Origin of the sequence: Halomonas maura (genome assembly GCF_030409305.1) — a bacterium.
GTDB lineage: Bacteria > Pseudomonadota > Gammaproteobacteria > Pseudomonadales > Halomonadaceae > Halomonas > Halomonas maura.
This window is the reverse complement of record NZ_JAUFPQ010000010.1, coordinates 90,885-114,370: the sequence shown is the minus strand read 5'-3', so window position 1 is coordinate 114,370 and position 23,486 is coordinate 90,885. Positions and strand designations below refer to the sequence as shown.

General features: G+C 69.8%; 19 protein-coding genes and 1 pseudogene. 17 read left to right on the top strand and 3 right to left on the bottom strand.

Annotated features, from left to right (window positions below; genetic code table 11):
* Window positions 1–10: 10 nt before the first annotated feature.
* From QWY76_RS04890 to lipB, 11 genes are all read left to right on the top strand, one after another.
* Complete coding sequence (locus tag QWY76_RS04890; protein WP_290309988.1) at window positions 11–1,309, top strand: glutamate-5-semialdehyde dehydrogenase; 1,299 nt, start codon at window positions 11–13, stop codon at window positions 1,307–1,309.
* A 29-nt stretch (window positions 1,310–1,338) separates the two neighbouring features.
* Window positions 1,339–1,965, top strand: coding sequence for a nicotinate-nucleotide adenylyltransferase (gene nadD / locus QWY76_RS04885; protein ID WP_290310049.1), 627 nt, complete (start codon window positions 1,339–1,341; stop codon window positions 1,963–1,965).
* Window positions 1,966–2,041: 76 nt separating this feature from the next.
* Window positions 2,042–2,410, top strand: a complete 369-nt coding sequence (gene rsfS, locus QWY76_RS04880; protein ID WP_290309987.1) for a ribosome silencing factor — start codon at window positions 2,042–2,044, stop codon at window positions 2,408–2,410.
* Window positions 2,407–2,874, top strand: a complete 468-nt coding sequence (rlmH, locus tag QWY76_RS04875; RefSeq protein ID WP_290309986.1) for a 23S rRNA (pseudouridine(1915)-N(3))-methyltransferase RlmH — start codon at window positions 2,407–2,409, stop codon at window positions 2,872–2,874. Before rsfS ends, rlmH begins: the two co-directional genes overlap by 4 nt.
* Window positions 2,875–2,907: 33 nt before the next feature.
* Entirely contained in the window at window positions 2,908–4,833 is a 1,926-nt protein-coding gene (gene mrdA / locus QWY76_RS04870) for a penicillin-binding protein 2 (RefSeq protein WP_290309985.1), read from the top strand.
* Window positions 4,826–5,980 (top strand): rod shape-determining protein RodA, encoded by a 1,155-nt coding sequence (rodA, locus tag QWY76_RS04865; protein WP_435388951.1) that lies wholly within the window; start codon window positions 4,826–4,828, stop codon window positions 5,978–5,980. The genes mrdA and rodA overlap by 8 nt, the downstream gene beginning before the upstream one ends.
* A gap of 46 nt (window positions 5,981–6,026) precedes the next feature.
* The gene (gene mltB, locus QWY76_RS04860; protein ID WP_290309983.1) at window positions 6,027–7,091 is read left to right on the top strand and encodes a lytic murein transglycosylase B; all 1,065 of its coding nucleotides are present in this window, start codon (window positions 6,027–6,029) and stop codon (window positions 7,089–7,091) included.
* Complete coding sequence (locus QWY76_RS04855) at window positions 7,088–8,104, top strand: septal ring lytic transglycosylase RlpA family protein (RefSeq protein WP_290309982.1); 1,017 nt, start codon at window positions 7,088–7,090, stop codon at window positions 8,102–8,104. Before mltB ends, QWY76_RS04855 begins: the two co-directional genes overlap by 4 nt.
* Window positions 8,105–8,163: 59 nt before the next feature.
* On the top strand, window positions 8,164–9,381 hold the full coding sequence (locus QWY76_RS04850; RefSeq protein WP_290309981.1) for a D-alanyl-D-alanine carboxypeptidase family protein: 1,218 nt from the start codon (window positions 8,164–8,166) through the stop codon (window positions 9,379–9,381).
* An 83-nt stretch (window positions 9,382–9,464) separates the two neighbouring features.
* On the top strand, window positions 9,465–9,779 hold the full coding sequence (locus QWY76_RS04845; protein ID WP_290309980.1) for an HP0495 family protein: 315 nt from the start codon (window positions 9,465–9,467) through the stop codon (window positions 9,777–9,779).
* Between the two features lies 1 nt (window position 9,780).
* Entirely contained in the window at window positions 9,781–10,416 is a 636-nt protein-coding gene (gene lipB, locus QWY76_RS04840) for a lipoyl(octanoyl) transferase LipB (RefSeq protein ID WP_290309979.1), read from the top strand.
* Window positions 10,417–10,482: 66 nt separating this feature from the next.
* Here lipB and lipA read toward each other — a convergent pair whose 3' ends face one another.
* On the bottom strand, window positions 10,483–11,541 hold the full coding sequence (lipA, locus tag QWY76_RS04835; protein ID WP_290309978.1) for a lipoyl synthase: 1,059 nt from the start codon (window positions 11,539–11,541) through the stop codon (window positions 10,483–10,485).
* Between the two features lie 155 nt (window positions 11,542–11,696).
* Entirely contained in the window at window positions 11,697–12,683 is a 987-nt protein-coding gene (locus tag QWY76_RS04830) for a LysR family transcriptional regulator (protein ID WP_290309977.1), read from the bottom strand.
* 235 nt (window positions 12,684–12,918) lie between these two features.
* Here QWY76_RS04830 and QWY76_RS04825 point away from each other — a divergent pair, with 235 nt between their 5' ends.
* From QWY76_RS04825 to QWY76_RS04805, 5 genes and pseudogenes are all read left to right on the top strand, one after another.
* Window positions 12,919–13,821, top strand: coding sequence for a biotin carboxylase N-terminal domain-containing protein (locus QWY76_RS04825; protein WP_290309976.1), 903 nt, complete (start codon window positions 12,919–12,921; stop codon window positions 13,819–13,821).
* Window positions 13,822–13,947: 126 nt separating this feature from the next.
* A pseudogene (locus QWY76_RS04820) lies at window positions 13,948–16,132 on the top strand (DUF3141 domain-containing protein); the annotation flags it as partial.
* 1,124 nt (window positions 16,133–17,256) lie between these two features.
* Window positions 17,257–19,896, top strand: a complete 2,640-nt coding sequence (gene topA, locus QWY76_RS04815; RefSeq protein WP_290309975.1) for a type I DNA topoisomerase — start codon at window positions 17,257–17,259, stop codon at window positions 19,894–19,896.
* Window positions 19,893–20,357 carry a DUF6586 family protein gene (locus QWY76_RS04810; RefSeq protein WP_290309974.1) on the top strand — a complete coding sequence of 155 codons (465 nt, stop codon included), beginning with the start codon at window positions 19,893–19,895 and terminating at the stop codon, window positions 20,355–20,357. The genes topA and QWY76_RS04810 overlap by 4 nt, the downstream gene beginning before the upstream one ends.
* A 353-nt stretch (window positions 20,358–20,710) precedes the next feature.
* Window positions 20,711–22,303: an ABC-F family ATPase gene (locus QWY76_RS04805; protein WP_290309973.1), complete on the top strand. Its 1,593-nt coding sequence runs from the start codon at window positions 20,711–20,713 to the stop codon at window positions 22,301–22,303.
* Between the two features lie 40 nt (window positions 22,304–22,343).
* Here QWY76_RS04805 and QWY76_RS04800 read toward each other — a convergent pair whose 3' ends face one another.
* A complete protein-coding gene (locus QWY76_RS04800; RefSeq protein ID WP_290309972.1) occupies window positions 22,344–22,796 on the bottom strand; it encodes an ion channel in 453 nt (150 codons plus the stop codon).
* Window positions 22,797–22,963: 167 nt separating this feature from the next.
* Between QWY76_RS04800 and QWY76_RS04795 the strand changes: the two genes are divergently transcribed.
* On the top strand, window positions 22,964–23,428 hold the full coding sequence (locus QWY76_RS04795) for a ferritin family protein (RefSeq protein ID WP_290309971.1): 465 nt from the start codon (window positions 22,964–22,966) through the stop codon (window positions 23,426–23,428).
* The last annotated feature ends 58 nt before the right edge of the window (window positions 23,429–23,486 follow it).

Sequence of the window (23,486 nt, the reverse complement as noted above, 5' to 3'; positions counted from 1 at the left end):
ACTCTACGGCATGACAGCTCACGCCACCCACTCCGATCACGCCGAGGGCGTCGGCGACGTCGCCGCCTACATGCAGCGCCTGGGGCAGCAGGCCCGCGAGGCGGCCACCCGCATGCGGCGTGTCGACACCGCCGCCAAGAACGCCGCGCTGTTGGCCATGGCCGAGCGCCTGGGCGAGGCGCGGGCCGAGGTGCTGGCGGCCAACGCCCGCGACCTGGCGCGGGGCCGCGACAGCGGCCTGGATGACGCCCTGCTCGACCGCCTGGCCCTGGACGATGCGCGCCTGGACGCCATGATCGAGGGACTCGGCCAGGTAGCGGCCCTGCCCGACCCGGTGGGCGAGATCGATGGCCTGCACTCCCGGCCGAGCGGCATCCAGGTCGGCCAGATGCGCGTGCCCCTGGGGGTGATCGGCATCATCTACGAATCCCGGCCCAACGTCACCATGGAAGCGGCCAGCCTGTGCCTGAAGTCGGGCAACGCCTGTATCCTGCGCGGCGGCTCGGAGGCGCGGGAATCCAATGCCGCGATCGCCGCGTGCATCCGGGCCGGGCTCGAGCGGGCCGGGCTGCCCGAGGGCGCCGTCCAGGTGGTGGCCACCACCGATCGGGCCGCCGTGGGCAAGCTGATCAGCATGCCGGAGTTCGTCGACGTGATCATCCCCCGGGGCGGCAAGTCGCTGATCGAGCGTATCACCCGGGAGGCCAGCGTGCCGGTGATCAAGCACCTCGACGGCGTCTGTCACGTCTACCTCGACGCCACCGCGGACCCGGAGAAGGCGCTGGCCATCGCCGTCAACGCCAAGACCCAGCGCTACGGCACCTGCAACACCATGGAGACGCTGCTGGTGGATGCGCCCCTGGCCGAGTCGCTGTTGCCGCGCCTGGCGGCCGCCTATGGCGAGCTCGGCGTCGAGTTGCGCGGCTGCGAGCGCACCCGGGCGGTGCTCGAGACGGTCGCCGTGGCCACCGAGGACGACTGGGCGGCCGAGTACCTGGCGCCGGTGCTGGCGATTCGCGTGGTCGACGGCATCGACGCGGCCATGGCGCATATCGAGCGCTACAGCTCGCGGCATACCGATGCCATCGTCACCGAGAACTACACCCTGGCCCGTCGCTTCCTGGCCGAGGTGGACTCCAGCTCGGTGATGGTCAACGCCTCCACGCGCTTCGCCGACGGCTTCGAGTACGGGCTGGGCGCGGAGATCGGTATCTCCACCGATCGCCTGCATGCCCGCGGGCCGGTGGGGCTCGAGGGGCTGACCACCCGCAAGTACGTGGTGCTCGGCGACGGCCAGGTTCGGCAGTGACTGCGCTGTCCCATCCGCCCCGCATCGCCATGCTGGGGGGCACCTTCGATCCGGTCCACCTGGGCCACCTGCGCAGCGCCGTCGAGCTCCACGAGGCGCTGGGGCTGGATCGCGTGCACATGGTGCCGGCGGCCATGCCGCCGCTGCGCGACACCCCCCGGGTGGCCCCCGAGGAGCGCCTGAGCCTGCTGCGACTGGGGATCGGCGACACCCCGGGGCTGGTCGCCGACCCCCGGGAGTTGCGCCGCGAGGGGCCCTCCTACAGCGCCGATACCCTGGCCGAACTGCGCGCAGAGTACGGCCGCGAGGCCCGGCTGGTAATGGCACTGGGCCATGATGCCTTTCTGCGCCTGGCCGACTGGCATGCGCCCGAGCGGCTCTTCGCGCTGGCCCACGTAGTGGTGATCGATCGCCCCGACCACGAGGCGCGCCTGCCGGCGGCGCTGACGGCGCTGATCGGCCGGCGCGAGGTCGCGTCCTCGGCGGCGCTGATGGCCGCGCCCGCGGGGGGGCTGCTGCGCCTCTCGCTGCCCTCGCGGATGGCGATTTCCGCCACCGAGGTGCGTCACCGCCTGGCCACCGGCGCCAGCGTGCGTTACCTGCTGCCCGAGGCGGTGGAAGCGCATCTTCTGGCCCGGGGGCTGTATCGTCACTAGGCACTGCCACCTCGCGCTCAAGTCGGTACAATACAGTCATGACGACTTCCCGCTGAGAGGGGCTGACAAGAAGGGTATGCACATCGACGCACTCAAGACTCTGGTGGTAGACGCGCTGGAGGAACTCAAGGCCAGGGACATCGCGGTCCTGGACGTGTCCCGGCTGACCAGCGTGACCGACCTGATGGTGGTGGCCAGCGGCACGTCCAGCCGCCACCTGGCAGCACTTTCCGACAAGGTGATCCAGGCCGCCAAGGAGCAGGGCATGCCCCCGCTCGGCGTCGAGGGCGAGAGCGGAGCCGACTGGGTGCTGGTCGACCTCGGCGACGTGGTGGTCCACATCATGCTGCCCGAGACCCGCGACCTCTATGACCTCGAGCGTCTGTGGGCGGACCTGCCCAGTGACGGGGTCGCCCTGGAGGAAGAGGCGCACGGCACCCCATGAGGGTACGCCTGCTGGCGGTGGGCACGAAGATGCCCGACTGGGTGAGCCGCGGCGTCGAGGAGTATCGCAAGCGCCTGCCCCGGGACTTCGCCCTCGAACTCGAGGAGATCGCCCCCGGGGCGCGCGGCAAGAACGCCGATACCCGCCGCGCGGTGACCCAGGAGGCCGAGCGCCTGCGCGCCCGGCTGCGAGGCGACGAGCACCTGGTGGCCCTGGAGGTCGGTGGCCAGGCCTGGAGCACCGAGCAGCTGGCGCGCCAGGCCGAGGGCTGGCGCCTCGAGGGCCGTGACGTGGCCCTGCTGGTCGGCGGTCCCGACGGCCTCGACCCGGCGCTGTCGGCGGCCGCCGCTCAGCGCTGGTCGCTGTCCCCCCTGACCCTGCCCCATCCGCTGGTGCGCATCCTGCTCGCCGAGCAGCTCTATCGGGCCTGGACCCTGATGGTCGGCCACCCCTACCACCGCTGAACGGCCCTCGCGTCCCCAAGGATATCGTCCCGCATGCGTCAGCAACGCGACACCCTGAAGAACACCGAACAGGAGCTGCGCGTCTTCCGCTGGCGGGCGCTGCTGGCGGTCCTGGTGGTGATCATCCTGACGGGCCTGCTCGGCGGCCGGCTGTTCTACCTGCAGGTCGTGCAGCACGAGGTCTACAGCACCCGCTCGGAGAAGAACCGGGTCAGGGTGGAACCGTTGCCGCCGACCCGGGGCCTGATCTACGACCGCAACGGGGTGCTGCTGGCCGAGAACCGGCCCACCTACAACCTGACCCTGGTCCGCGAGCGGGTCGACGACCTGGACGAGACCCTGTCGCTGCTGGTCGAGCTGCTCGAGCTGCCCGAGGAAGAGGTCGAGGCCTTCCGCCTGCGCTCGCGCCAGCGCCAGCGGCCCTTCCAGCCGGCGCTGCTGATGAGCGACCTCGACGAGGCGCAGATCGCCCGGCTGGCGGTGAATCGCCACCGCCTGCCCGGCGTGGAGGTCGAGGCCCAGCTGCTGCGCTACTACCCCGATGCCGAGGACCTGTCCCACGTGCTGGGCTATGTGGGCCGCATCAATGCCGAGGAGCTGCAGACCCTCGACACCGGCGACTATGCCGGCACCCACTTCATCGGCAAGACCGGGGTCGAGCGCTTCTACGAGGACGAGCTGCACGGCCAGGCGGGCCTGCGCAAGGTGGAGACCAATGCCCGGGGGCGGGTGCTGCGGGAACTGGGCCGCACCGATCCGGTCCCCGGCGAGACGCTCACCCTGACCCTCGACAAGCCCCTCCAGCAGTTGGCCGTCGACCTGCTCGACGGTCGCCGCGGGGCCATCGTGGCGATCGCCCCCCAGAGCGGCGAGATCCTGGCCATGGCCTCGGTGCCCGGCTTCGACAGCAATCAGTTCGTTACCGGCATCGACGTGTCCTCTTATCGGGCCCTGCAGCAGGACCTCGACCTGCCGCTGTTCAACCGGGCGATTCGCGGCAGCTACCCGGCGGGGTCGACGATCAAGCCGTTCATGGCCATCACCGGCCTCAAGGAGGGCGTGATCACGCCCGACACGACCGTCTACGATCCCGGCTACTATCAGCTGCCCAACGACGACCGTCGCTATCGCAACTGGCTGCGCTGGGGGCACGGCCGGGTCGACCTGGAGCGGGCCCTGGCCGTCTCCAACAACACCTACTTCTATTCGCTGGCCCATGAGCTGGGCATCGACAGGATCCACGACAGCCTGGCGCAGTTCGGCTTCGGCCAGCGGGTCGCGGCGGACGTCGCCGGCGAGAGCCAGGCGCTGCTGCCGTCCCGGGACTGGAAGCAGGCGCGCTTCAACCAGCCCTGGTACCCCGGCGAGACGCTGTCGGTGGGCATCGGCCAGGGCTATCTGCAGATCACCCCCCTGCAACTCGCCACCGCCACGGCGGTACTGGCCAATCGCGGCGACTGGGTGCAACCCCGCCTGGCCCTGGAGATCGACAGCGAGCCGGTGCTCTCCGCGTTGTCGGAGACGCCCCCCGATATCGACCTGGCCAATCCGGCCTGGTGGGATCGCGTCTATTCGGGCATGGAGAAGGTGCTCTCGGGGCGTGAGGGCACCGCACGGCGCTCGGGGGCCGGCCTGGAATACCGCATGGCCGGCAAGTCCGGTACCGCCCAGGTGTTCTCGCTGGGGCAGGATCAGCGCTACAACGCCGCGGAGCTCAAGGAGCGACTGCGCGACCATGCCCTCTTCATGGCCTTCGCGCCGGTGGAGGACCCGCAGATCGCCGTCTCGGTGATCGTCGAGAATGCCGGGGGTGGCAGCAGCCACGCCGCGGGCCTGGCCCGCGAGATGACCGACTTCTGGCTGCTCGATCGCCAGGCGGGAAAGGCGCCGCTCGGCGCGGGTGAGGCCGGCGCCCCCGACGAATCCGCCACGGAGGGCGGCCGAGATGACGATGGTTGAGCTGACCCGGGGGCTGCGCGGGCGGCCCATCAAGCGCACCCTGAGCGGCATGTCGCGGCGGCGCAGCCTGTGGGAGCGCATCCACCTGGACCCCTGGCTGCTGGGCATGCTGCTGGTGCTGATGCTCTCCGGACTGGTGGTGCTCTACAGCGCCAGCGGCCAGCGGCTCGACGTGGTGATCGCCCAGGGCGTGCGCTTCGGGGTCGCCCTGGCGGGCATGGTGATCATCGCCCAGTTCACCCCCGCGACCCTGCTGCGCTGGGCCTTGCCGGCCTACCTGGCGGGGATGGCCATGCTGGTGGCGGTGGAGGTCATGGGCGACATGGGCATGGGGGCCCAGCGCTGGCTGGTGATCCCCGGGGTGGTGCGCTTCCAGCCCTCCGAGATGATGAAGCTCGCCATGCCGATGATGGTGGCGGCGTGGCTCAGCCGGCGGGCGCTGCCGCCCGGCTGGCAGGACCTGGCGGTCTGCGCCGTGCTGATCGGTGCCCCGGTGCTGCTGATCGCCCGCCAGCCCGATCTCGGTACCTCGCTGCTGGTGGCCCTGGCCGCGGTCTTCGTGATCCTGCTGGCGGGGCTGTCCTGGCGGGTCATCCTCGTGCTCGGTGGGCTGGCGGCCTCGGCGCTGCCGCTGCTGTGGATGAACATGCACGACTACCAGCGCCAGCGGGTGCTGACCTTCCTCGACCCCGAGAGCGACCCGCTGGGAGCCGGCTGGAACATCATCCAGTCGACCACCGCCATCGGCAGCGGCGGGCTCTGGGGCAAGGGCTGGCTGCAGGGCACCCAGTCCCAGCTGGAGTTCCTGCCGGAACGCCACACCGACTTCATCGTCGCCGTGCTCGGCGAGGAGTTCGGCCTGGTGGGCATGCTGGTCTTCCTGGCGCTGTACCTGATGATCGTCTGCCGGGGCCTGTGGCTGGCCGGCGCCGCTCAGGAGACCTTTGGCCGCCTGCTGGCGGGCAGCATCATCCTGACCTTCTTCATCTACGTGTTCGTCAATGTGGGGATGGTCAGCGGCATCCTGCCGGTGGTCGGCGTGCCGCTGCCGCTGGTCAGTTATGGCGGGACCTCCAGCGTGACCTTGCTGGCCGGTTTCGGTATTCTCATGGCCATCCATTCGCACCGCCGCCTGCTGCCGCGCTAGGCCGTTCCGAGCCGGTGGCAGGCAAGATGATTCAGGGAGAGATGGAATGACGGTGACGACGCTTTCACGGGGGCGCAGGACGCTGGCCCTGGCGCTGGGGGGGCTGCTGGCCCTGGCGGCCACGGGCGTGTCGGCGGGGGACTTCGATCCACGACGCGGCGAGGTCAAGGCGCTGGTGGACGAGGTGGCCGAGCGTGGCGTGGCCCGTGAGTGGCTCGAGACGGCGCTGGACCAGGCCGACTTCCGCCAGGAGGTGCTGGATGCCATGTCCAAGGCCGCCGAACACCACCTGGTCTGGCACGAGTATCGTGACATCTTCCTGGGCGAGGAGCGCATCGCCAAGGGCGTGGCCTTCCTCGAGGCCCATCGCGAGGCCTTCGCGCGTGCCGAGGCCGAGTACGGGGTGCCAGCGGAGATCATCACCGCCATCCTCGGCGTCGAGACTCGCTATGGGGAAGTGACCGGCGACCACCGGGTGCTGGACTCGCTAGCCACCCTGGCCTTTCATCACCCCCGACGCGGTGACTTCTTCCGCGGCGAGTTGGCCGCCTTCCTCGAGATCGCCTACCGGCAGGAGGTCGGCCCGGACAGCATCGAGGGCTCCTACGCCGGTGCCATGGGTTACCCCCAGTTCATTCCCAGCAGCTATCGCGCCTATGCGGTGGACTTCGACGGTGACGGCCAGCGCAACCTCTGGACCGACCCGGTGGATGCCATCGGCAGCATCGCCAACTACTTCGCCGAGCACCGCTGGCGACCCGGTGCGCCCGTCTATCACGAGGCCGAGGGACCGGCGACTCCGCCGGAGGGGATCGACTTCAACCAGGCGAAACCACCGTCGATGAGCGTGGCCGAACTGCGCGACCAGGGCATCACGCCCGGCGGCGAGCTGGCCGACGACACCCGCGTGGTACCGCTGGCGCTGGCCATGGCCGACGGCTCGACCCGCTACCGGCTCGGGCGCGACAACTTCTATGTCATCACCCGCTACAACCACAGTTACCTGTATGCCATGGCCGCGACCGAACTCGCCGAAGCGGTCGCCGAGGCCCGGGGCCGTCCGTCGGGCTGGTTCGAGTCGACCGTCGCCGATCGGGAGGCCAGCCAATGAGGGCCTGGTGGCTGGCCGCGCTGGCGGTCCTGTGGCTGGGTGGCTGTGCCGGGGGCGGCGGCAGCCGTCCCGCCGACGTCGATGGTGGCAGCGAGGCGTCGGCGACCACCGGCGACGGCGAGCGCTACGCCATGAGCAGCGATGCCTACCCCGAGGAGCCGCCGGACGTCAGCCGGGTGCCCGATGCGGTGCCGCGGATGGAGGCGCCCTCCCAGGCGGGCAATCGCTCCAGCTACGAGGTGTGGGGCAAGACCTATCACGTGCTGTCCGACGCCAGCGGCTACGAGCGACGGGGCACCGCTTCCTGGTACGGCAAGAAGTTCCACGGCTACGCGACCTCCAACGGCGAGATCTACGACATGTACAAGATGAGCGCCGCCCATCGCTCGCTGCCGTTGCCCACCTATGCGCGGGTCACCAACCTGGACAACGAGCGCTCGGTGATCGTGCGGGTCAACGATCGCGGGCCCTTCCACAGCGAGCGGGAGATCGACCTGTCCTATGCCGCCGCAGCGCGGCTGGACATCCTCGATCGCGGCACCGGCCGGGTGCGGGTCGAGGCCATCGATGCGCGCGACTGGCTGGCCCGCCACGGTGACGCCGCGGCCAGCCGCGACCAGCCGACGACGGCTGCCGCCGTACCGAGCGTCCGCGACCCCGCTGCCCCCGAGGCCCGTTCCGCCGATGCCGGGCGGGACGAGGGCGGCGGCGCGGTGAGTGCGGCCAGCGGGGCGGACGAGCCCGCCGCGCCCCAAGGCCCCGTGGACGGTGGCCCCGCGGGGGACCGCCCGATCTACCTGCAGGTGGCCGCCCTGGGCTCGGCCGACAATGCTCGCGCCCTCAAGGCCAAGCTCCAGGCCTCGCTGGATCGCCCGGTGCGCGTGGCCAGTGCGGCCGGCATGCACCGTGTCCAGGTCGGCCCCCTCGAGGGCTCGGCCCAACTCGATCCACTGCGCGGCGAGTTGCGCCGTGCCGGCTTCGACAAGGCCTTTGTCGTCGACGGTAACGAGTGAGCTCGGCGTTCCGTCATCGTCAATCGTTCACCCTGATGCACCCGAAGAGACCGCCATCCATGAAAGCCCTGCGTTCGTCCCGTTTCCGCCGGCTCGTGCCGGCCCTGTTGGCCTGCCTGTCGCTGGTGGCCTCACCGCTGTTGGCCCAGACGCCGCAGCCCCAGCAGCTTCCCAGGATCCAGACCATGATCCCGGCGGCGCCGCAACTGGCCGCGACCTCCTGGCTCCTGATGGATGCCGACAGCGGTCGCGTGCTCGCCCAGCACAACCCGGACGTGCGCCTGCCGCCGGCCAGCCTGACCAAGCTGATGACCGCCTACCTGGTGGAGCGCGAGCTTAACAGCGGCAATATCGCCCCCGATGACCCGGTGCCGGTCAGCGAGAATGCCTGGCGTACCGGTGGCTCGAAGATGTTCATCGAGGTCGGCGAGCAGGTGCCGGTCAGCGAGCTGCTGCACGGCATCGTCATCGTCTCCGGCAACGACGCCAGCGTCGCCATGGCCGAGTACCTGGCCGGGGGCACCGAACCCTTCGCCGACATCATGAACCAGCATGCCGCGCGACTGGGGATGACCAACACCCACTTCGTCAATCCGACCGGGTTGCCCGACGAGAACCATTATTCCTCGGCTCGCGACCTGGCGTTGCTGGCCCAGCACATCATCAACGACTACCCCCAGCATTACCGCATCTACCGCCAGAAGCAGTTCACCTACGGCGGGATCGAGCAGCCCAACCGCAATCGCCTGCTGTGGCGGGACGCCAGCGTCGACGGCTTGAAGACCGGCTGGACCGAGGAGGCCGGTTACTGCCTGGTGTCCTCCGCCGAGCGCGACGACATGCGCCTGATCTCGGTGGTCATGGGCACCGCCTCCGAGGAGGCCCGCGCCCGGGAGACCCAGAAGCTGCTGAGCTACGGGTTCCGCTACTACCAGACCCTCAAGCTGTATGACCAGGGCGCCGTGCTCAACACACCGCGCGTCTGGGGCGGCGACAAGAACGAGCTGCGCGTCGGCGTCGACCGCAATGTCTTCATGACCGTGCCTCGCAACCGCGATCAGGAGCTTGCCGCCAAGCTCGACCTCCAGGCGGACCTCACCGCGCCGATCGCCGCCGGCGAGACCGTCGGGCGCATGGAAGTGCGCCTGGGCGACGAAGTGGTCGGCGAGCGGGAGCTGCTGGCCCTGGAGGCCATCGAGGAGGGCGGTTTCTTCAAGCGCCTGTTCGACAAGCTGCAGCGCTTCTTCACCAACCTGCTGGGCGGTTTCTTCGACTGAGCCGGACCGGCGCCCACCCGCGCCCTTGGTGGCAGGGCGCGGGTTGAGTAGAATGGTCGGGTCTTCTTGCTGACGGGTGTGGAATGTCCGACAAGACCCTGCATGATCTTCGCCAGCCGTCCACCGGCCGTCGAGCCGGCAAGTCGCCGAAGATCACCTTTCCCTGCGATTATCCGATCAAGGTCGTGGGCGATGCCGCCGATGACTTCGCTGCCATGGTGTGTCAGGTGGTCACGCGTCACGCTCCCGACTTCGACCCGCGGTGCATCCAGGTGGTGCCGAGTCGCAACGGCCGCTTCCAGTCCGTGCGGCTGACCCTGCGGGCCACCGGCGAGGTGCAGCTGCAGGCGCTGTTCACCGAGCTCAAGGCCAGCGGTCGCGTGCACATGGTGGTCTGAGGTGGGGCCGCTGCAGGTGCATCGCCTGGGGCGCCGCCCCTACGAGCCCGTATGGCGGGCCATGCGCGACCTCACCGATGGCCGCGATCCCGGCACCCCCGATCAATTGTGGCTGGTCGAGCATGATCCGGTGTTCACCCAGGGGCAGGCCGGCAAGCCCGAGCACCTGCTGATGCCCGGCGACATTCCCGTCGTGCAGACCGACCGCGGCGGGCAGGTGACCTATCACGGGCCCGGCCAGCTGGTGCTCTACCCGCTGCTCGACGTGCGCCGCGCCCGGCTGGGCGTGCGCGACCTGGTGAGCGCTTTGGAGAACGCGGCCATCGCCCTGCTCGCCGGCTACGGGGTCGAGGCCCATGCCCGGCCGGATGCGCCCGGCGTCTATGTGGGCGAGGCCAAGATCGCCTCCCTGGGCCTGCGCATCCGGCGCGGGGCGAGCTTTCACGGTATCGCCCTGAACGTCGACGGCGACCTCTCGCCGTTCGCCCGCATCAATCCCTGCGGCTATGCCGGCATGGCCATGACGCGCCTGGTCGATGTGGCCTCATCCTCGCCGGGCGTGGACGCGGTCGCCGAGCGCCTCGCCGCCTGCCTGGCCCGGGAGTTGGGAAGAGAGCTGGTCGACGCGGAGCGCTGAGGCCAGACGCTGAACCAAAAAGCCCGAGGCACCGCCTCGGGCTTTTCCATGCCTCGCCGGTGAGCGTCAGCTTACGTTGCGCGTGGGAATGAGGTTGGGGTCGGGCGCCTGGCCCGGCACCTCGGCGGGAGAGGCCAGTTCCCGGCCCAGGTTGTTGTTCTCGAACACCCGGTCGGCCCGGTAGCTGGAGCGCACCAGGGGGCCGGACGGCACTTCCATGAAGCCCTTCTCCAGGCCCAGCTGGCGATAGCGCTCGAACTCCTCCGGGGTGACCCAGCGTTCCACCGGCAGGTGGTTGCGGGTGGGGCGCAGGTACTGGCCGAGGGTGACGATATCGACGCCGATGGCGCGCAGGTCGTCGAAGGTCTGGAGGATCTCGTCGTCGGTCTCGCCGAGGCCCAGCATCAGGCTGGTCTTGGTGATGACGTCGGGGCGATGGCGCTTGGCGTGGGCCAGCACCTCCAGGGTCTTGCGGTAGCCGGCGCGCGGGTCGCGCACGCGACGGGTCAGGCGCTCGACGGTCTCGACGTTCTGGGCGAAGACCTCGAGGCCGGCATCGACGACCCGCTCGATGGCGCTGGGCGCGCCGTCGAAGTCGGGCGTCAGGGCCTCCACCGCGACCTCGGGGGTGCGGGCCTTGATGGCGCGGATGCAGTCGGCATAGTGGCCGGCGCCGCCGTCGGGCAAGTCGTCACGGTCCACCGAGGTCAGCACGATGTAGCGCAGGCCCATCAGCTCCACGGACTTGGCGGTATTCTCCGGCTCCTCGGTATCCAGCCAGCCCTTGGGGTTGCCGGTGTCCACCGCGCAGAAGCGACAGGCTCGGGTGCACACCGAACCCATCAGCATGATGGTGGCGGTGCCGTTGCTCCAGCACTCGCCCATGTTGGGACAGTGGGACTCGGCGCAGACGGTGCTGAGCCGGTGCTGGGAGACGTTCTTCTTCACCGCGTCGAACCGCTCGCCACCGGGGATCTGGGCTCGCAGCCACTTCGGCTTGCGGCCGAGGGCCGGGCTCTCCTCGGCCTGCTGGCGTTGCTTCATGCCATCCTTGATGGCGGTCGCGCCGTGTTCATTGCGATATTTCTCACCGCTGGACACATGCTTGGAGGTGTTGTTGCTCATGAGCTGGAAGCCTCTCCACTCGGCGGCTGGTCGCCAGGCGTGTGCGTCGCGGGTCATCCGGTCACGGCAAGCGGGGGACGGCCGGCGACGGGCGTGGCGTGTATCGGTCTTGGCGCGCTAAGTTACCATATCCGCGGCTCGGCTGGACAGGCGACTCACTCCGTGGCCTCGGGCAGGCAGGCCACGTCGTGACTGGGCAGCGGGGCGGGGACCGCACTGAAGTGGGTCTGCAGCTCGTTGAGGTGATCGCGCACGAAGCGCAGGAAGAGCTCGGTCACCGGGGTGGGGAAGCGCTCCCGGTGATAGACGGTGCACCAGGAATGGCGCAGCGGGAAGCCGGGCAGGTCGAGCGGCGAGAGCAGCCCGGCCTCGAGCTCCAGGCGTACCGCCAGGCGCGGCAGCACGGCGACCCCGAGCTGAGCCATGACGCCCTGCTTGACCGCCTCGTTGGTGCCCATCTCGATGGCATGGGCCAGCTCGACGTCCTGCTCGGCGGCGAGTTCCTCCAGGGCGCCCCGCACCCCGGAACCGGGCTCGCGCATCAGCACATAGTGGCGGGCCAGGTCCTCCAGGGTCGGCCGGTCGGCCGCCAGCAGGGGGTGGCCCGGCCAGACCACCGGGATCATCTCGTTGTCGAGGATCGGCATGAACACCAGGTCCTCGTCCGCCGGTACCCGGGCCATGATCACCAGGTCATCGCGTTGCGCGGCCAGTCGCTCCAGGGCCTGGCCGCGGTTGCACACGCGCAGGCGGATCTGGACGTTGGGGTAGTGGGCCCGGAAGCGCGCCAGCAGGTGCGGTACCACATACTGGGCGGTGGACACCGCCGCCAGATTGAGCTCGCCGCTGATGGTGCCGTCGAGGTCCGACAGGCTCATCTGCAGCCGGGCGACCTGGCCGAAGATGGCCCGCACCGAGGCCGCCAGGGCATCCGCGGCGGGCAGGATGTGCAGGGTGCGCCCGGCATAGCGGAACAGCGGCTGCCCCAGGGCCTGTTCGAGCTGGCGGATCTGGGCGCTGACCGCCGGCTGGGTCAATCCCAGGGCCTCGGCGGCCCGGGAATAGGATTGACGTTCATGAACGGCGCGGAAGACCTGGAGCTGGCGGAAGGTCAGGCGGTTGAGCAGTCTGGGTGTGGTCATGGCATCGTCCAATGGGGCGGGGCGCGGTACCATCCTGGCATGCCGTGCCGACATGCGCGTGCGCTGTGCCGGAGGTTCGTTGAACAGATGGCGAGCGTATCGGCCCGTCGGGCAAGCCGCCACGACGAGGCATGGCAACGCCGCCTGGCGGCCCAAGGGGCCGCGAGGATTCTACCGTCAACCTCTCATACAGGACACCAGCATCGCCTGTCTCTTGCAACCATCCGGAGTGATCATGTCAGGATCCCCCCCCGCCGTTTCCCGTCTGCTGGTCGTCGCTGGCGGCCCCGGCGGCCTGCGCCTGCGCCAGGCCTGTGGCGAGCTCGGCCTGACGGCCATCCTGGCCGACGGCAGCGCCGAGGCGCTGGTGGCCCGTGCCCGGGAGGCGGGTTGCCAGGCGTTGCACCCCGGCGAGGAGGACGCCGCCGAGCAGTTGGCACTGGCCGAGGCCTGTCGGCGCGCCGGCCTGCGCTTCCTCGGCCCGCCGGCCACCCTGCTGGGGGCCATGGCCGAGGGTGGGGGCATGCGCCAGCGGATGCGCGAGGCCGGCTTGCCGCTGGCCGCGGCGGCGGGGCGGGAGCTGCGGATGTCCCTGCTGGCCGACGGCCAGGGCCGGGTGGTCTACCTGGCGCCGCGACAGCGCCTGCACGAGGCGCTCTCGGTGGCGCCGCTTGGCTGGCTGACCGCCGAGCGCGGCGCCTACCTGGGGCGCCTGGCGGGGCAGGGCGTCGCCGCCCTGGGACTGACGGGCCTGGTGGAGGTACGGTTTCGCGTCGACGGCAATCGCCTGGGCTTTGCCGCCATGGCGCCGGGGCTCACCGGCGAGGAGGCGCTGGACGAGGCCCTGACCGGTCTGGATCCGGTGGTCGAGCAGCTGCGGGTGCTGCTCGGCGGGCGACTGCGGGAGCGCCAGCCGCGACTCGCGCCGCAGGGCCATGCCCGGCTCTGGCACCTGTCGTTGCTCCCGGCGACCAGACTGAGCGGCGGGCCGGGGCTGCGCCTGGACCGGGCGCGCGGCGAGGGCGGCGCCCGCCTGCTGGCCTGGGGGCGCCGGGCCGAGGAGGCTCGCGACCGGGCACGGCGGGGGCTGGTCGAGCTGCTGGGCGAGGCCGAAACGGCACGCCTGGCCCTGGCCTGAGCCCAGGCGCGTCGAGACAACGGCCTCGCCGGGCGCCGATTTTTTCGCTATATTGCACTGCAGCAAAGACGAGTCTCACGCGGCGAAGAACCTTCGCCTTCCCATGGCCACCCATGGAGTCCAATGATGAATGCCCTGATGCCGACCCTGCCGCCAGCCGCGCTGTCCTTCATGGATCCCTTCGGCTTCGGTCGCGCCGCCTTCGACTACTGGCGCGACGCCATGGAGCGCAGCACCCTCTACCTGGATGTCATGCGCCAGCGCGGCAACCAGTACCTCGAGCATATCGAGCAGACCAAGCCCAATGTGCTGGGCTTCGAGGCCGAGGTGCTGCTGGACGGGCGTGACCTGCCGCGCCCGGTAAACTACGAATTGCTGCGGATCCTGCCGCCCCAGGCGATGCAGACCGACCCGCAGATGCGCCCCTTCGTGGTCGTCGATCCCCGTGCCGGCCATGGCCCGGGGATCGGCGGCTTCAAGCCCGACAGCGAGCTTGGCGTGGCCCTGCGCGCCGGGCATCCCTGCTACTTCATCGGCTTCTTGCCGTATCCCGTGCCGGGCCAGACCGTCGAGGACGTGGTCGAGGCGGAGGTCGCCTTCCTTCGCCATATCATCGACCTGCATACCGAGACGGCGGAGAAGCCCATGGTCGTCGGCAACTGCCAGGCCGGCTGGCAGATCATGATGGCGGCGGCCCTGGAGCCCGAGGTGTTCGGCCCGATCCTGATCGCCGGCGCGCCGCTGTCCTACTGGGCCGGCGAGCACGGCCGCGCACCGATGCGCTACACCGGCGGGCTGACGGGCGGCACCTGGGTGACCGCCCTGCTCGGTGACATGGGCGCCGGGCACTTCGACGGGGCCTGGCTGGTCCAGAACTTCGAGCGCCTCAATCCGGCCAATACCTGGTGGAGCAAGCAGTATCGGCTCTACGCCAACGTCGATACCGAGGCCGACCGCTACCTGGAGTTCGAGCGCTGGTGGGGCGGGCATGTGGTGCTGGGCGCCGAGGAGATCCAGTACATCGTCGACAACCTGTTCGTCGGCAACCGTCTCTCCACCGCCCAACTGGTCACCTCGGACGGGCGTCGCATCGACCTGCGCAACCTGCGCTCGCCGGTGGTGGTGTTCTGCTCCCGGGGCGATGACATCACGCCGCCGCCCCAGGCGCTGGGCTGGATCCGCGATCTCTACGAGGACGCCGACGACATCATCGCCAACGAGCAGACCCTGGTGTACTGCGTCCATGACACCACGGGCCACCTGGGGATCTTCGTGTCGGGCAGCGTGTCGCGCAAGGAACACGCCGAGTTCACCGCCAACATGGACTACATCGACGTGCTCCCGCCGGGGCTCTACGAGACCTCGATCTCACGGGCCGAGGATCGCCCCGATGCCGAGCTGATCGAGCGCGACTACCTGCTCGAGTTCGAGACCCGCAGCATCGAGGAACTCGACCGGGAGATCCAGCATCGCCCGGAGGACGACCGACGCTTCGCCACGGTGGCGCGCATCTCCGAGATCAACCTGGGCCTCTATCGCCTGTTCGTGCAGCCCTGGGTCCGCGCGCTGGCGACCCCGCAGGCCGCCCACTGGATGCGGCTGATGCACCCCAACCGCATGGCCTACCGGCTGCTGTCGGATCGCAACCCGCTGATGGTGCCGGTGCCGGTGATGGCCGAAATGGTGCGCCGTGAACGCCACGAGGTGGGTCAGGACAACGTCTACCGAGCCGTGGAGGGCATCCTCTCCAGCCAGATCACCCACGTCTTCGACGCCTGGCGCAACCTGCGTGACCGGGCCGGCGAGCGGGTCTTCCTGGATCTCTATGGACAGCCGCTGCTGCAGACCCTGGTCGGCCTCGGCGGTGACGCCCATGTGCACCGCCGTCGCCCCGGCGCCGAGCCGGAACACCGTCGCTTCGTCCAGCGCCGCCGCGAGGAGATCCATGCGCTGGTCGCCGAAGGCGGCAGCCACGAGGCGGTGATGCGCTCGGTCATCCATGTGCTGGGCGGCGCGCCCGCCAGTGACGAGCGCAATTTCAAGCGCCTGCGGGCGTCCCGTGCGGAGCTCGAGCCGGAGATCCGCCTGGCCGACTTCAAGCAGCTGGTGCGTGAGCAGTTCTTTATCCTCGACCAGGATCACCAGGCGGCGCTGGCGGCGATCCCGACGCTGCTGGCGGGGCAGAGTGCCGAGCAGATCGAAGGGCACCTGGCGCATATCGAGCACGTACTGGCGGCCAGCGGCGAGCTCAGCGAGCACGCCGCCGAGCGCTTCGCGCATATCCAGTCGCTGTTCCGTCAGGCCAAGCCGGCGGTTGGCCGACAGGGTGGCGGCCAGGGCCCGGCCTCGGCGTCGCCCGAGGGGGATCGGGCGGAGCCGACGGTGATCGAGAGCCGGTCCGTCGATAGCACGGCGGATGAGGCCGAGAAGGATACTGCCCAGCCGGCCAAGGCGTCGCCGTCCGCCGCCACGCCGGCCGAGCCCGCGAAGGAGGCTGCCCAGCCGGCCAAGGCGTCGAAGACCACCGCCAGCCCGGCCAAGCCCTCGCAGGCGGCTGACCAGCCGGCCGAGTCCCCGAAGGAGACCGTTCCGCCGGCCGAGGCGTCGCAGCCCGCTGCCACGCCGGCCAAGACGTCGAAGACCACCGCCCGAACGGCCAAGTCCCCGCAGGCGGCCGGAACGTCGCAGCCCGCTGCCACGCCGGCCAAGGCGTCGAAGACCACCGTGCGCTCGGCCGAGCCCTCACAGGCGGCCGACCAGGCGGCCGAGGCGTCGCAACCCGCTGCCACGCCGGCCAAGACGTCGAAGACCACCGTGCGCTCGGCCGAGCCCTCACAGGCGGCCGACCAGGCGGCCGAGGCGTCGCAGCCCGCTGCCACGCCGGCCAAGACGTCGAAGACCACCGTGCGCTCGGCCGAGCCCTCACAGGCGGCCGACCAGGCGGCCGAGGCGTCACAGCCCGCTGCCACTCCGACCGAGCCCGTGAAGCAGACCACCCCGCCGGCCAAGACGTCGAAGACCACCGCCCGCACCGCCAAGCCCTCGCAGGCGGCGGACCCGGGGGCCGAGGACGCCGGCACGGCCGAACCGGCGGCCGGCAGCACGGCTTCCGACAAGCCGGCCAGCGGCCGGCGTGGCAGCACGGCTCGCAAGGCCAGCCCGCGCCGCCGCAGCCCGGGCAAGCAAGACGACTGAACCGAGTCCGCCCGGTTGCCACCTCGCCCCCGCCGGCCTGCCGGCGGGGGCGTTTCGTTGTCATCCCAGGCTTGTCGCCGTGGAATCAGCGGTCTAGGGTCATAGGCTCGGCCTGGTCGTGACTGGCGCGATGGCCGGCGCTGGGGTAGGGTAAGCGCATTTTTCACCCGTCGAGACTGGGCGGGCCGAAACCGTCCGGCGCGGGCCCGCAGGCTCGCGCCTACAGAATTGTGGAGCACTATGGGCAAGTCACTGGTCATCGTCGAGTCGCCGGCCAAGGCCAAGACGATCAACAAGTATCTCGGCAACGACTTCATCGTGAAGTCGAGCGTGGGGCACATTCGTGACCTGCCGACCAGCGGCTCGGGCAAGGCGGCCTCGGACCCCAAGGAACGGGCGCGCCAGGCCGCGGCGACCCGCAAGATGTCCGCCGAGGAGAAGGCCGAGTATCGCCAGCGCAAGGCCCACGACCAGCTGATCCGGCGCATGGGCATCGATCCCGCCCATGACTGGGAGGCCAACTACGAGGTCCTGCCCGGCAAGGAGAAGGTGGTCGCCGAACTCAAGAAACTCGCCGACAAGGCCGACACCGTCTATCTCGCCACCGACCTTGACCGCGAGGGGGAGGCCATCGCCTGGCACCTGCGCGAGACCATCGGCGGCGACGAGGCGCGCTATCGGCGTGTGGTGTTCAACGAGATCACCAGGAACGCCATCCAGGAGGCCTTCGAGGATCCCGGCCAGCTGAACATGCCGCGGGTCGAGGCCCAGCAGGCGCGCCGCTTCCTCGACCGGGTGGTGGGCTTCATGCTCTCGCCGCTGCTGTGGGCGAAGGTCGCCCGTGGCCTGTCCGCGGGACGGGTACAGTCGGTGGCCATGCGGCTGATCGTCGAGCGCGAGCGCGAGATCCGCGCCTTCGTCCCCGAGGAGTTCTGGGACGTGCACGCCGACCTGCAGCCGGCCGACGACGCCGAGGCCTCGCCGGTGCGCTTCGAGCTCGTCCGCCAGGACGGCAAGGCCTTCCGGCCGACCTCCGAGGCCGAGACCCTGGAGCGCATCGCCGCGCTGCGCCAGGCGTCTCTCGCGATCACCTCGCGGGAGGACAAGCCCACCCGCTCGAAGCCGAACGCCCCCTTCATCACCTCGACGCTGCAGCAGGCCGCCAGCGGCCGGCTGGGGTTCTCGGTGAAGAAGACCATGACGCTGGCCCAGCGCCTCTACGAGGCCGGCTACATCACCTACATGCGCACCGACTCCACCAACCTCTCCGGGGAGGCGGTGGCCGGCGTGCGCGACTTCATCGGCGAGGAATACGGGGCCCGCTACCTGCCCGAGGCCCCCAACCGCTATTCCAGCAAGGAAGGCGCCCAGGAGGCCCACGAGGCCATCCGCCCCTCCGAGGTGACCCGCCGCGCCAGCGACCTGGCCGGCATGGAGCGCGATGCCGAACGCCTCTACGAACTGATCTGGCGCCAGTTCGTGGCCTGCCAGATGACGCCCGCCGAGTATCTCTCCACCACCCTGACGGTGGAAGCCGACGGCTATGAACTCAAGGCCAAGGGCCGCGTGCTCAAGTTCGACGGCTACACCCGGGTCATGAAGCCCATGGGCCGCAAGGACGAGGATCAGTCCCTGCCGGACCTGGCCGAGGGCACGCCCCTGCGCCTCGAGGCCCTGGATCCCCAGCAGCACTTCACCAAGCCGCCGGCCCGCTACACCGAGGCGAGCCTGGTCAAGGAACTGGAGAAGAAGGGCATCGGCCGGCCGTCCACCTATGCCGCCATCATCTCCACCATCCAGGACCGCGGCTACGTCAAGCTGGAGAACCGGCGCTTCTATGCTGAGAAGCTCGGCGACATCGTCACCGAGCGCCTCAAGGAATCCTTCCCCGACCTGATGGACTACTCCTTCACGGCGCGCATGGAGGATAGCCTGGACGAGGTGGCCGAGGGCGAGCGCCGCTGGCGCGAGCTGCTCGATGCCTTCTACGCGGAGTTCCGCGAGGAGCTGGCCCAGGCCGAGAGCGAGGAGGGCATGCGCCCCAACCAGCCGGTGCCCACCGATATCGACTGCCCGAGCTGCGGGCGCAAGATGCAGATCCGCACCGCCTCCACCGGGGTCTTCCTGGGCTGCTCCGGCTACAACCTGCCGCCCAAGGAGCGCTGCAAGACCACCATCGACCTGCTGCCCGGCGACGAGGCGGTGGCGGCCGACGCCGGCGAGGACGCCGAGACCGATGCCCTGCGGGCCAAGCATCGCTGCCCCAAGTGTGGCACCGCCATGGACAGCTACCTGATCGACGAGACCCGCAAGCTGCATATCTGCGGCAACAGCCCGGACTGTGACGGCTACGAGGTCGAGCAGGGCAAGTTCCGCATCAAGGGCTACGACGGGCCGACCATCGAGTGCGACAAGTGCGGCAGCGAGATGCAGCTCAAGTCCGGGCGGTTCGGCAAGTACTTCGGCTGCACCAACGAGGCCTGCAGGAATACTCGCAAGCTGCTGCGCAGCGGCGAGGTGGCGCCGCCCAAGATGGACCCGATCCCGATGCCGGAGCTGGCCTGCCAGAAGGTCGAGGACCACTACGTGCTGCGCGACGGGGCGAGCGGCCTGTTCCTGGCGGCGAGCAAGTTCCCCAAGAACCGTGAGACCCGTCCGCCGCTGGTCGCCGAGCTCAAGGCCCATGCCGAGGAGCTTCCCGAGAAGTATCGCTACCTGCTCGATGCGCCGAGCGAGGATCCCGACGGACGGCCCGCCCAGATCCGCTTCTCGCGCAAGCTCAAGGAGCAGTTCGTGATGACCGACGACAACGGCAAGGCCACCGGTTGGAAGGCGACCTACGTCGATGGCCGCTGGCAGGTGGAGGACAAGCGCAAGTGACGCCCCGTTCGCGTACCAACCAGCTGCTCTACCAGGCCGAACTGCTGCTGGCGGTGCCGCCCGGCGACGACGAGCATCGCGAGGCCCGGCGCATGGCCGGCGAGGAGGGGGCCCTGGCGCTGCTGGAACTGGCCCTCGAGTCGCTGCTGCGCGAGGTCTCCGAGCATGCCGCCCTCGAGGGCCACGACTGGCGCGAGCTGCTCGCTCCCGAGGGGACGCCGCTGGCCGAGCTCGAACGCTTGCGCAGCCTGGCGGCCCGTCCCGAGAGCTGGCTCGCCAGGCTGCTCGGCCGCCTGGAGGCCCTGCATTCCAGCGAGGGCGTGGCTCGCCGCAGCAGCGGCGCCGCCCAGGGGCTGATCGCCGTGGGCAGCGCCGCCGCCCTGCACGAGGAACTCGCCGATTGCCTGGCCGAGGCCAAGCGCGAGATCGCCGCGTTGCGCGAGACCAGCGAGGAGTGGTAGCGGGGCCGGCGGTGGCCAGTGCGCTGCCCGGCTTCCAGGGTTGTTGCCGCTGTGTTTGAAGAGGGGCGCCGGGGACAAGCCGAAGAGGAGGCCCTACGCCGGGGGTGAGGAGCACGGCTCCGAACGGGCTGGCCATGGATGGCCAGCACCGGACCTGCAAGCGGAGCGGGACGCAAGAGCGCCGCAGGGCGTCGGTAGCGTACATGGAGGTATTCACAGCGCCTCCTCGCAAGCTGGTCGACGGATCAGCAGATACTACTATCTGATCGCAATGGCCCGGCTTCGCCAGGGGGTGAGAGATGCCGCCATAACCGGTACACTCTCGCCCCTTTTCCCCTGACCGGACCCCTCCCTTGATCGCTACCGCCAATGTCACCATGCAGTTCGGGGCCAGGCCCCTGTTCGAGAACGTCTCCATCAAGTTCGGCCGCGGCCACCGTTACGGCCTGATCGGCGCCAACGGCTGCGGCAAGTCCACCTTCATGAAGATCCTCGGCGGCGACCTCGAGCCCTCGGCCGGCCAGGTGATGGTCGAGCCGGGGGCCCGGCTCGGCCGGCTGCGTCAGGACCAGTTCGCCTTCGAGGACGAGCGGGTCATCGACACCGTGATCATGGGCAACCGCGAGCTCTGGGAGGTCGCGGCGGAGCGCGAGCGCATCTACTCGCAGCCGGAGATGAGCGAGGCGGATGGCATGGCGGTGGCCGACCTGGAGGTGCGCTTCGCCGAACTCGATGGCTACACGGCCGAGGCCCGGGCCGGCGAGCTGCTGCTGGGGCTGGGCATCCCGCTGGCCCAGCACGGCGGGCCGATGAGCGCGGTGTCGCCGGGCTGGAAGCTGCGCGTGCTGCTGGCCCAGGCGCTGTTCGCCGACCCCGACGTGATGCTGCTCGACGAGCCCACCAACCACCTGGACATCAATACCATCCGTTGGCTGGAGGAAGTGCTCAGGGCGCGCAACAGCACCATGATCATCATTTCCCACGACCGCCACTTCCTCAACAGCGTCTGCACCCACATGGCGGACCTGGACTACGGCGAGATCACGCTGTTCCCCGGCAACTATGACGACTACATGACCGCCGCCACCGCAGCGCGCGAGCGCCAGCACGCCGACAACGCCAAGAAGAAGGCCCAGATCGCCGAGTTGCAGGCCTTCGTCAGCCGCTTCTCGGCCAATGCCTCCAAGGCCAAGCAGGCGACCTCCCGGGCGCGCCAGATCGACAAGATCAAGCTCGAGGACATCAAGCCCTCCAGCCGGGTGAGTCCCTTCATCCGCTTCGAGCAGGGCCGCAAGATCCACCGCAACGCGGTCAACGTCGAGGCGATCACCAAGGGCTACGGCGACGCCGCCCCGCTGTTCGAACGCCTCTCGCTGACCGTCGAGGCCGGCGAGCGCATCGCCATCATCGGCCCCAACGGCATCGGCAAGACCACCCTGCTGAAGACCCTCGGCGGCGAGCTGGCGCCCGACGCCGGTGAGGTCCGCTGGACCGACAGCGCCGAGCTCGGGGTCTTCGCCCAGGATCACGCCGACGACTTTGCCAACGACGCGACCCTGTTCGAATGGATGGCCCAGTGGACCGATGGCGGCGAACAGGTGGTGCGTGGCGCCCTGGGGCGCATGCTGTTCTCCAGCGACGACATCGACAAGTCGGTGAAGGTCATCTCCGGTGGCGAGGCGGGGCGCATGCTGTTCGGCAAGCTGACGCTGACCCGGCCCAACGTGCTGCTGATGGACGAGCCCACCAATCACCTGGACATGGAATCCATCGAGGCCCTCAACCTGGCGCTGGAGCACTATCCGGGCACCCTGATCTTCGTCAGCCATGATCGCGAGTTCGTCGCCTCGCTGGCGACACGCATCATCGACATGGGCGAGGCGGGCATCAGCGACTTCACCGGCAGCTACGACGACTACCTGAGGAGCCAGGGGCTCCACGGCTAGCGAACGGACTCGGCTCCCGGGCGGCTATGCGGCCCCGGGGTCAGTGGCGGTCGTTCCAGTGGCGCTGCATCTCGAGGAAGGTCAGCGACGCCGACCAGGTGATCAGCATGAAGCCGGTCAGCGACTCGGTGCCCATCAGGAAGCGCAGCGGCCCCTCCGGGTACACGTCCCCGTAGCCCAGGGTGGTGTAGGTGATGGCCGAGAGGTAGATGTAGTCGAGGCCATCGACGATCGAGGCGCCGGCGACGCTGGCCGAGGTGGTCGCCACCAGCCACCAGGCCGTCAGGCCGAACAGCCAGATCTCCACCACATGGGCGCCGAGCAGGCCGAACATCAGGCCCAGGAAGCGCCGCCGCCGGGTCGGGGAGGTGCGCCGCATCAGGCCGCTGAGCACACTCGATACCTCGTAGTGCAGCAGCACGCAGATCACCACCAGGATCAGGGTGGCGCCCGCCGCGGTCAGGTGGCTGATATCGAGCAGGGCATCGGTCAAGGGCGCCTCCTTGGCGGTGGGATCGGGCGGAGCGGTCGGCTCCCATGGCCTTGATCTGCATCATCCCGAGGTGGCCTCTCTCGGCTAGGATATCAGTAGCAACCCCCATCGGGCACGGCGAGGGCATCGGGCCCTGGCCGTGACGTCGCAGCAGGCAGGAGGTAACCATGCGCTTCCATCAGGTCCGCGAGCTGGTGAGCTGGGCGGCCGACTACCATGGCCGGCTGCAGGCGGCCTACAGTCGCCTCGCCGGGGGGGAGGTGACGGAGCGGGTCCGGCTCGCGCTGGAGTACCTCGCCGATCACGAGCGAAGCATGCAGCGGGATCTGGAAGCCTACCTCGACGACGGCAGCGATCATCGCCCGGTGCTCGACGCCTGGTTCGACGATCCCAATGACTTTCCCCATGCCCCGGTCCTCGAGCGGCTGCCGGGCGCACTGGGCGTCAGCGGGGTCGCGGATGTGCTGGCCACGGCGCTCACCATGCACCGCACCCTGCAGGACCTGTATCACCAGCGTGCCGACCGGGCCGGTGGCCGGGAGGAGCGCGAATTCTTCACGGCCCTCGCCGAAGGCCAGGATGCCGAGGTTCGCCGCCTGACGCGGGACATGCAGCGCCTCGAGGACTACTGAGCAGGCGACGTTCGGCGCCGAGCTGTCCAGGCTTGGGGGCGGGTTCTGTCCATTCGCC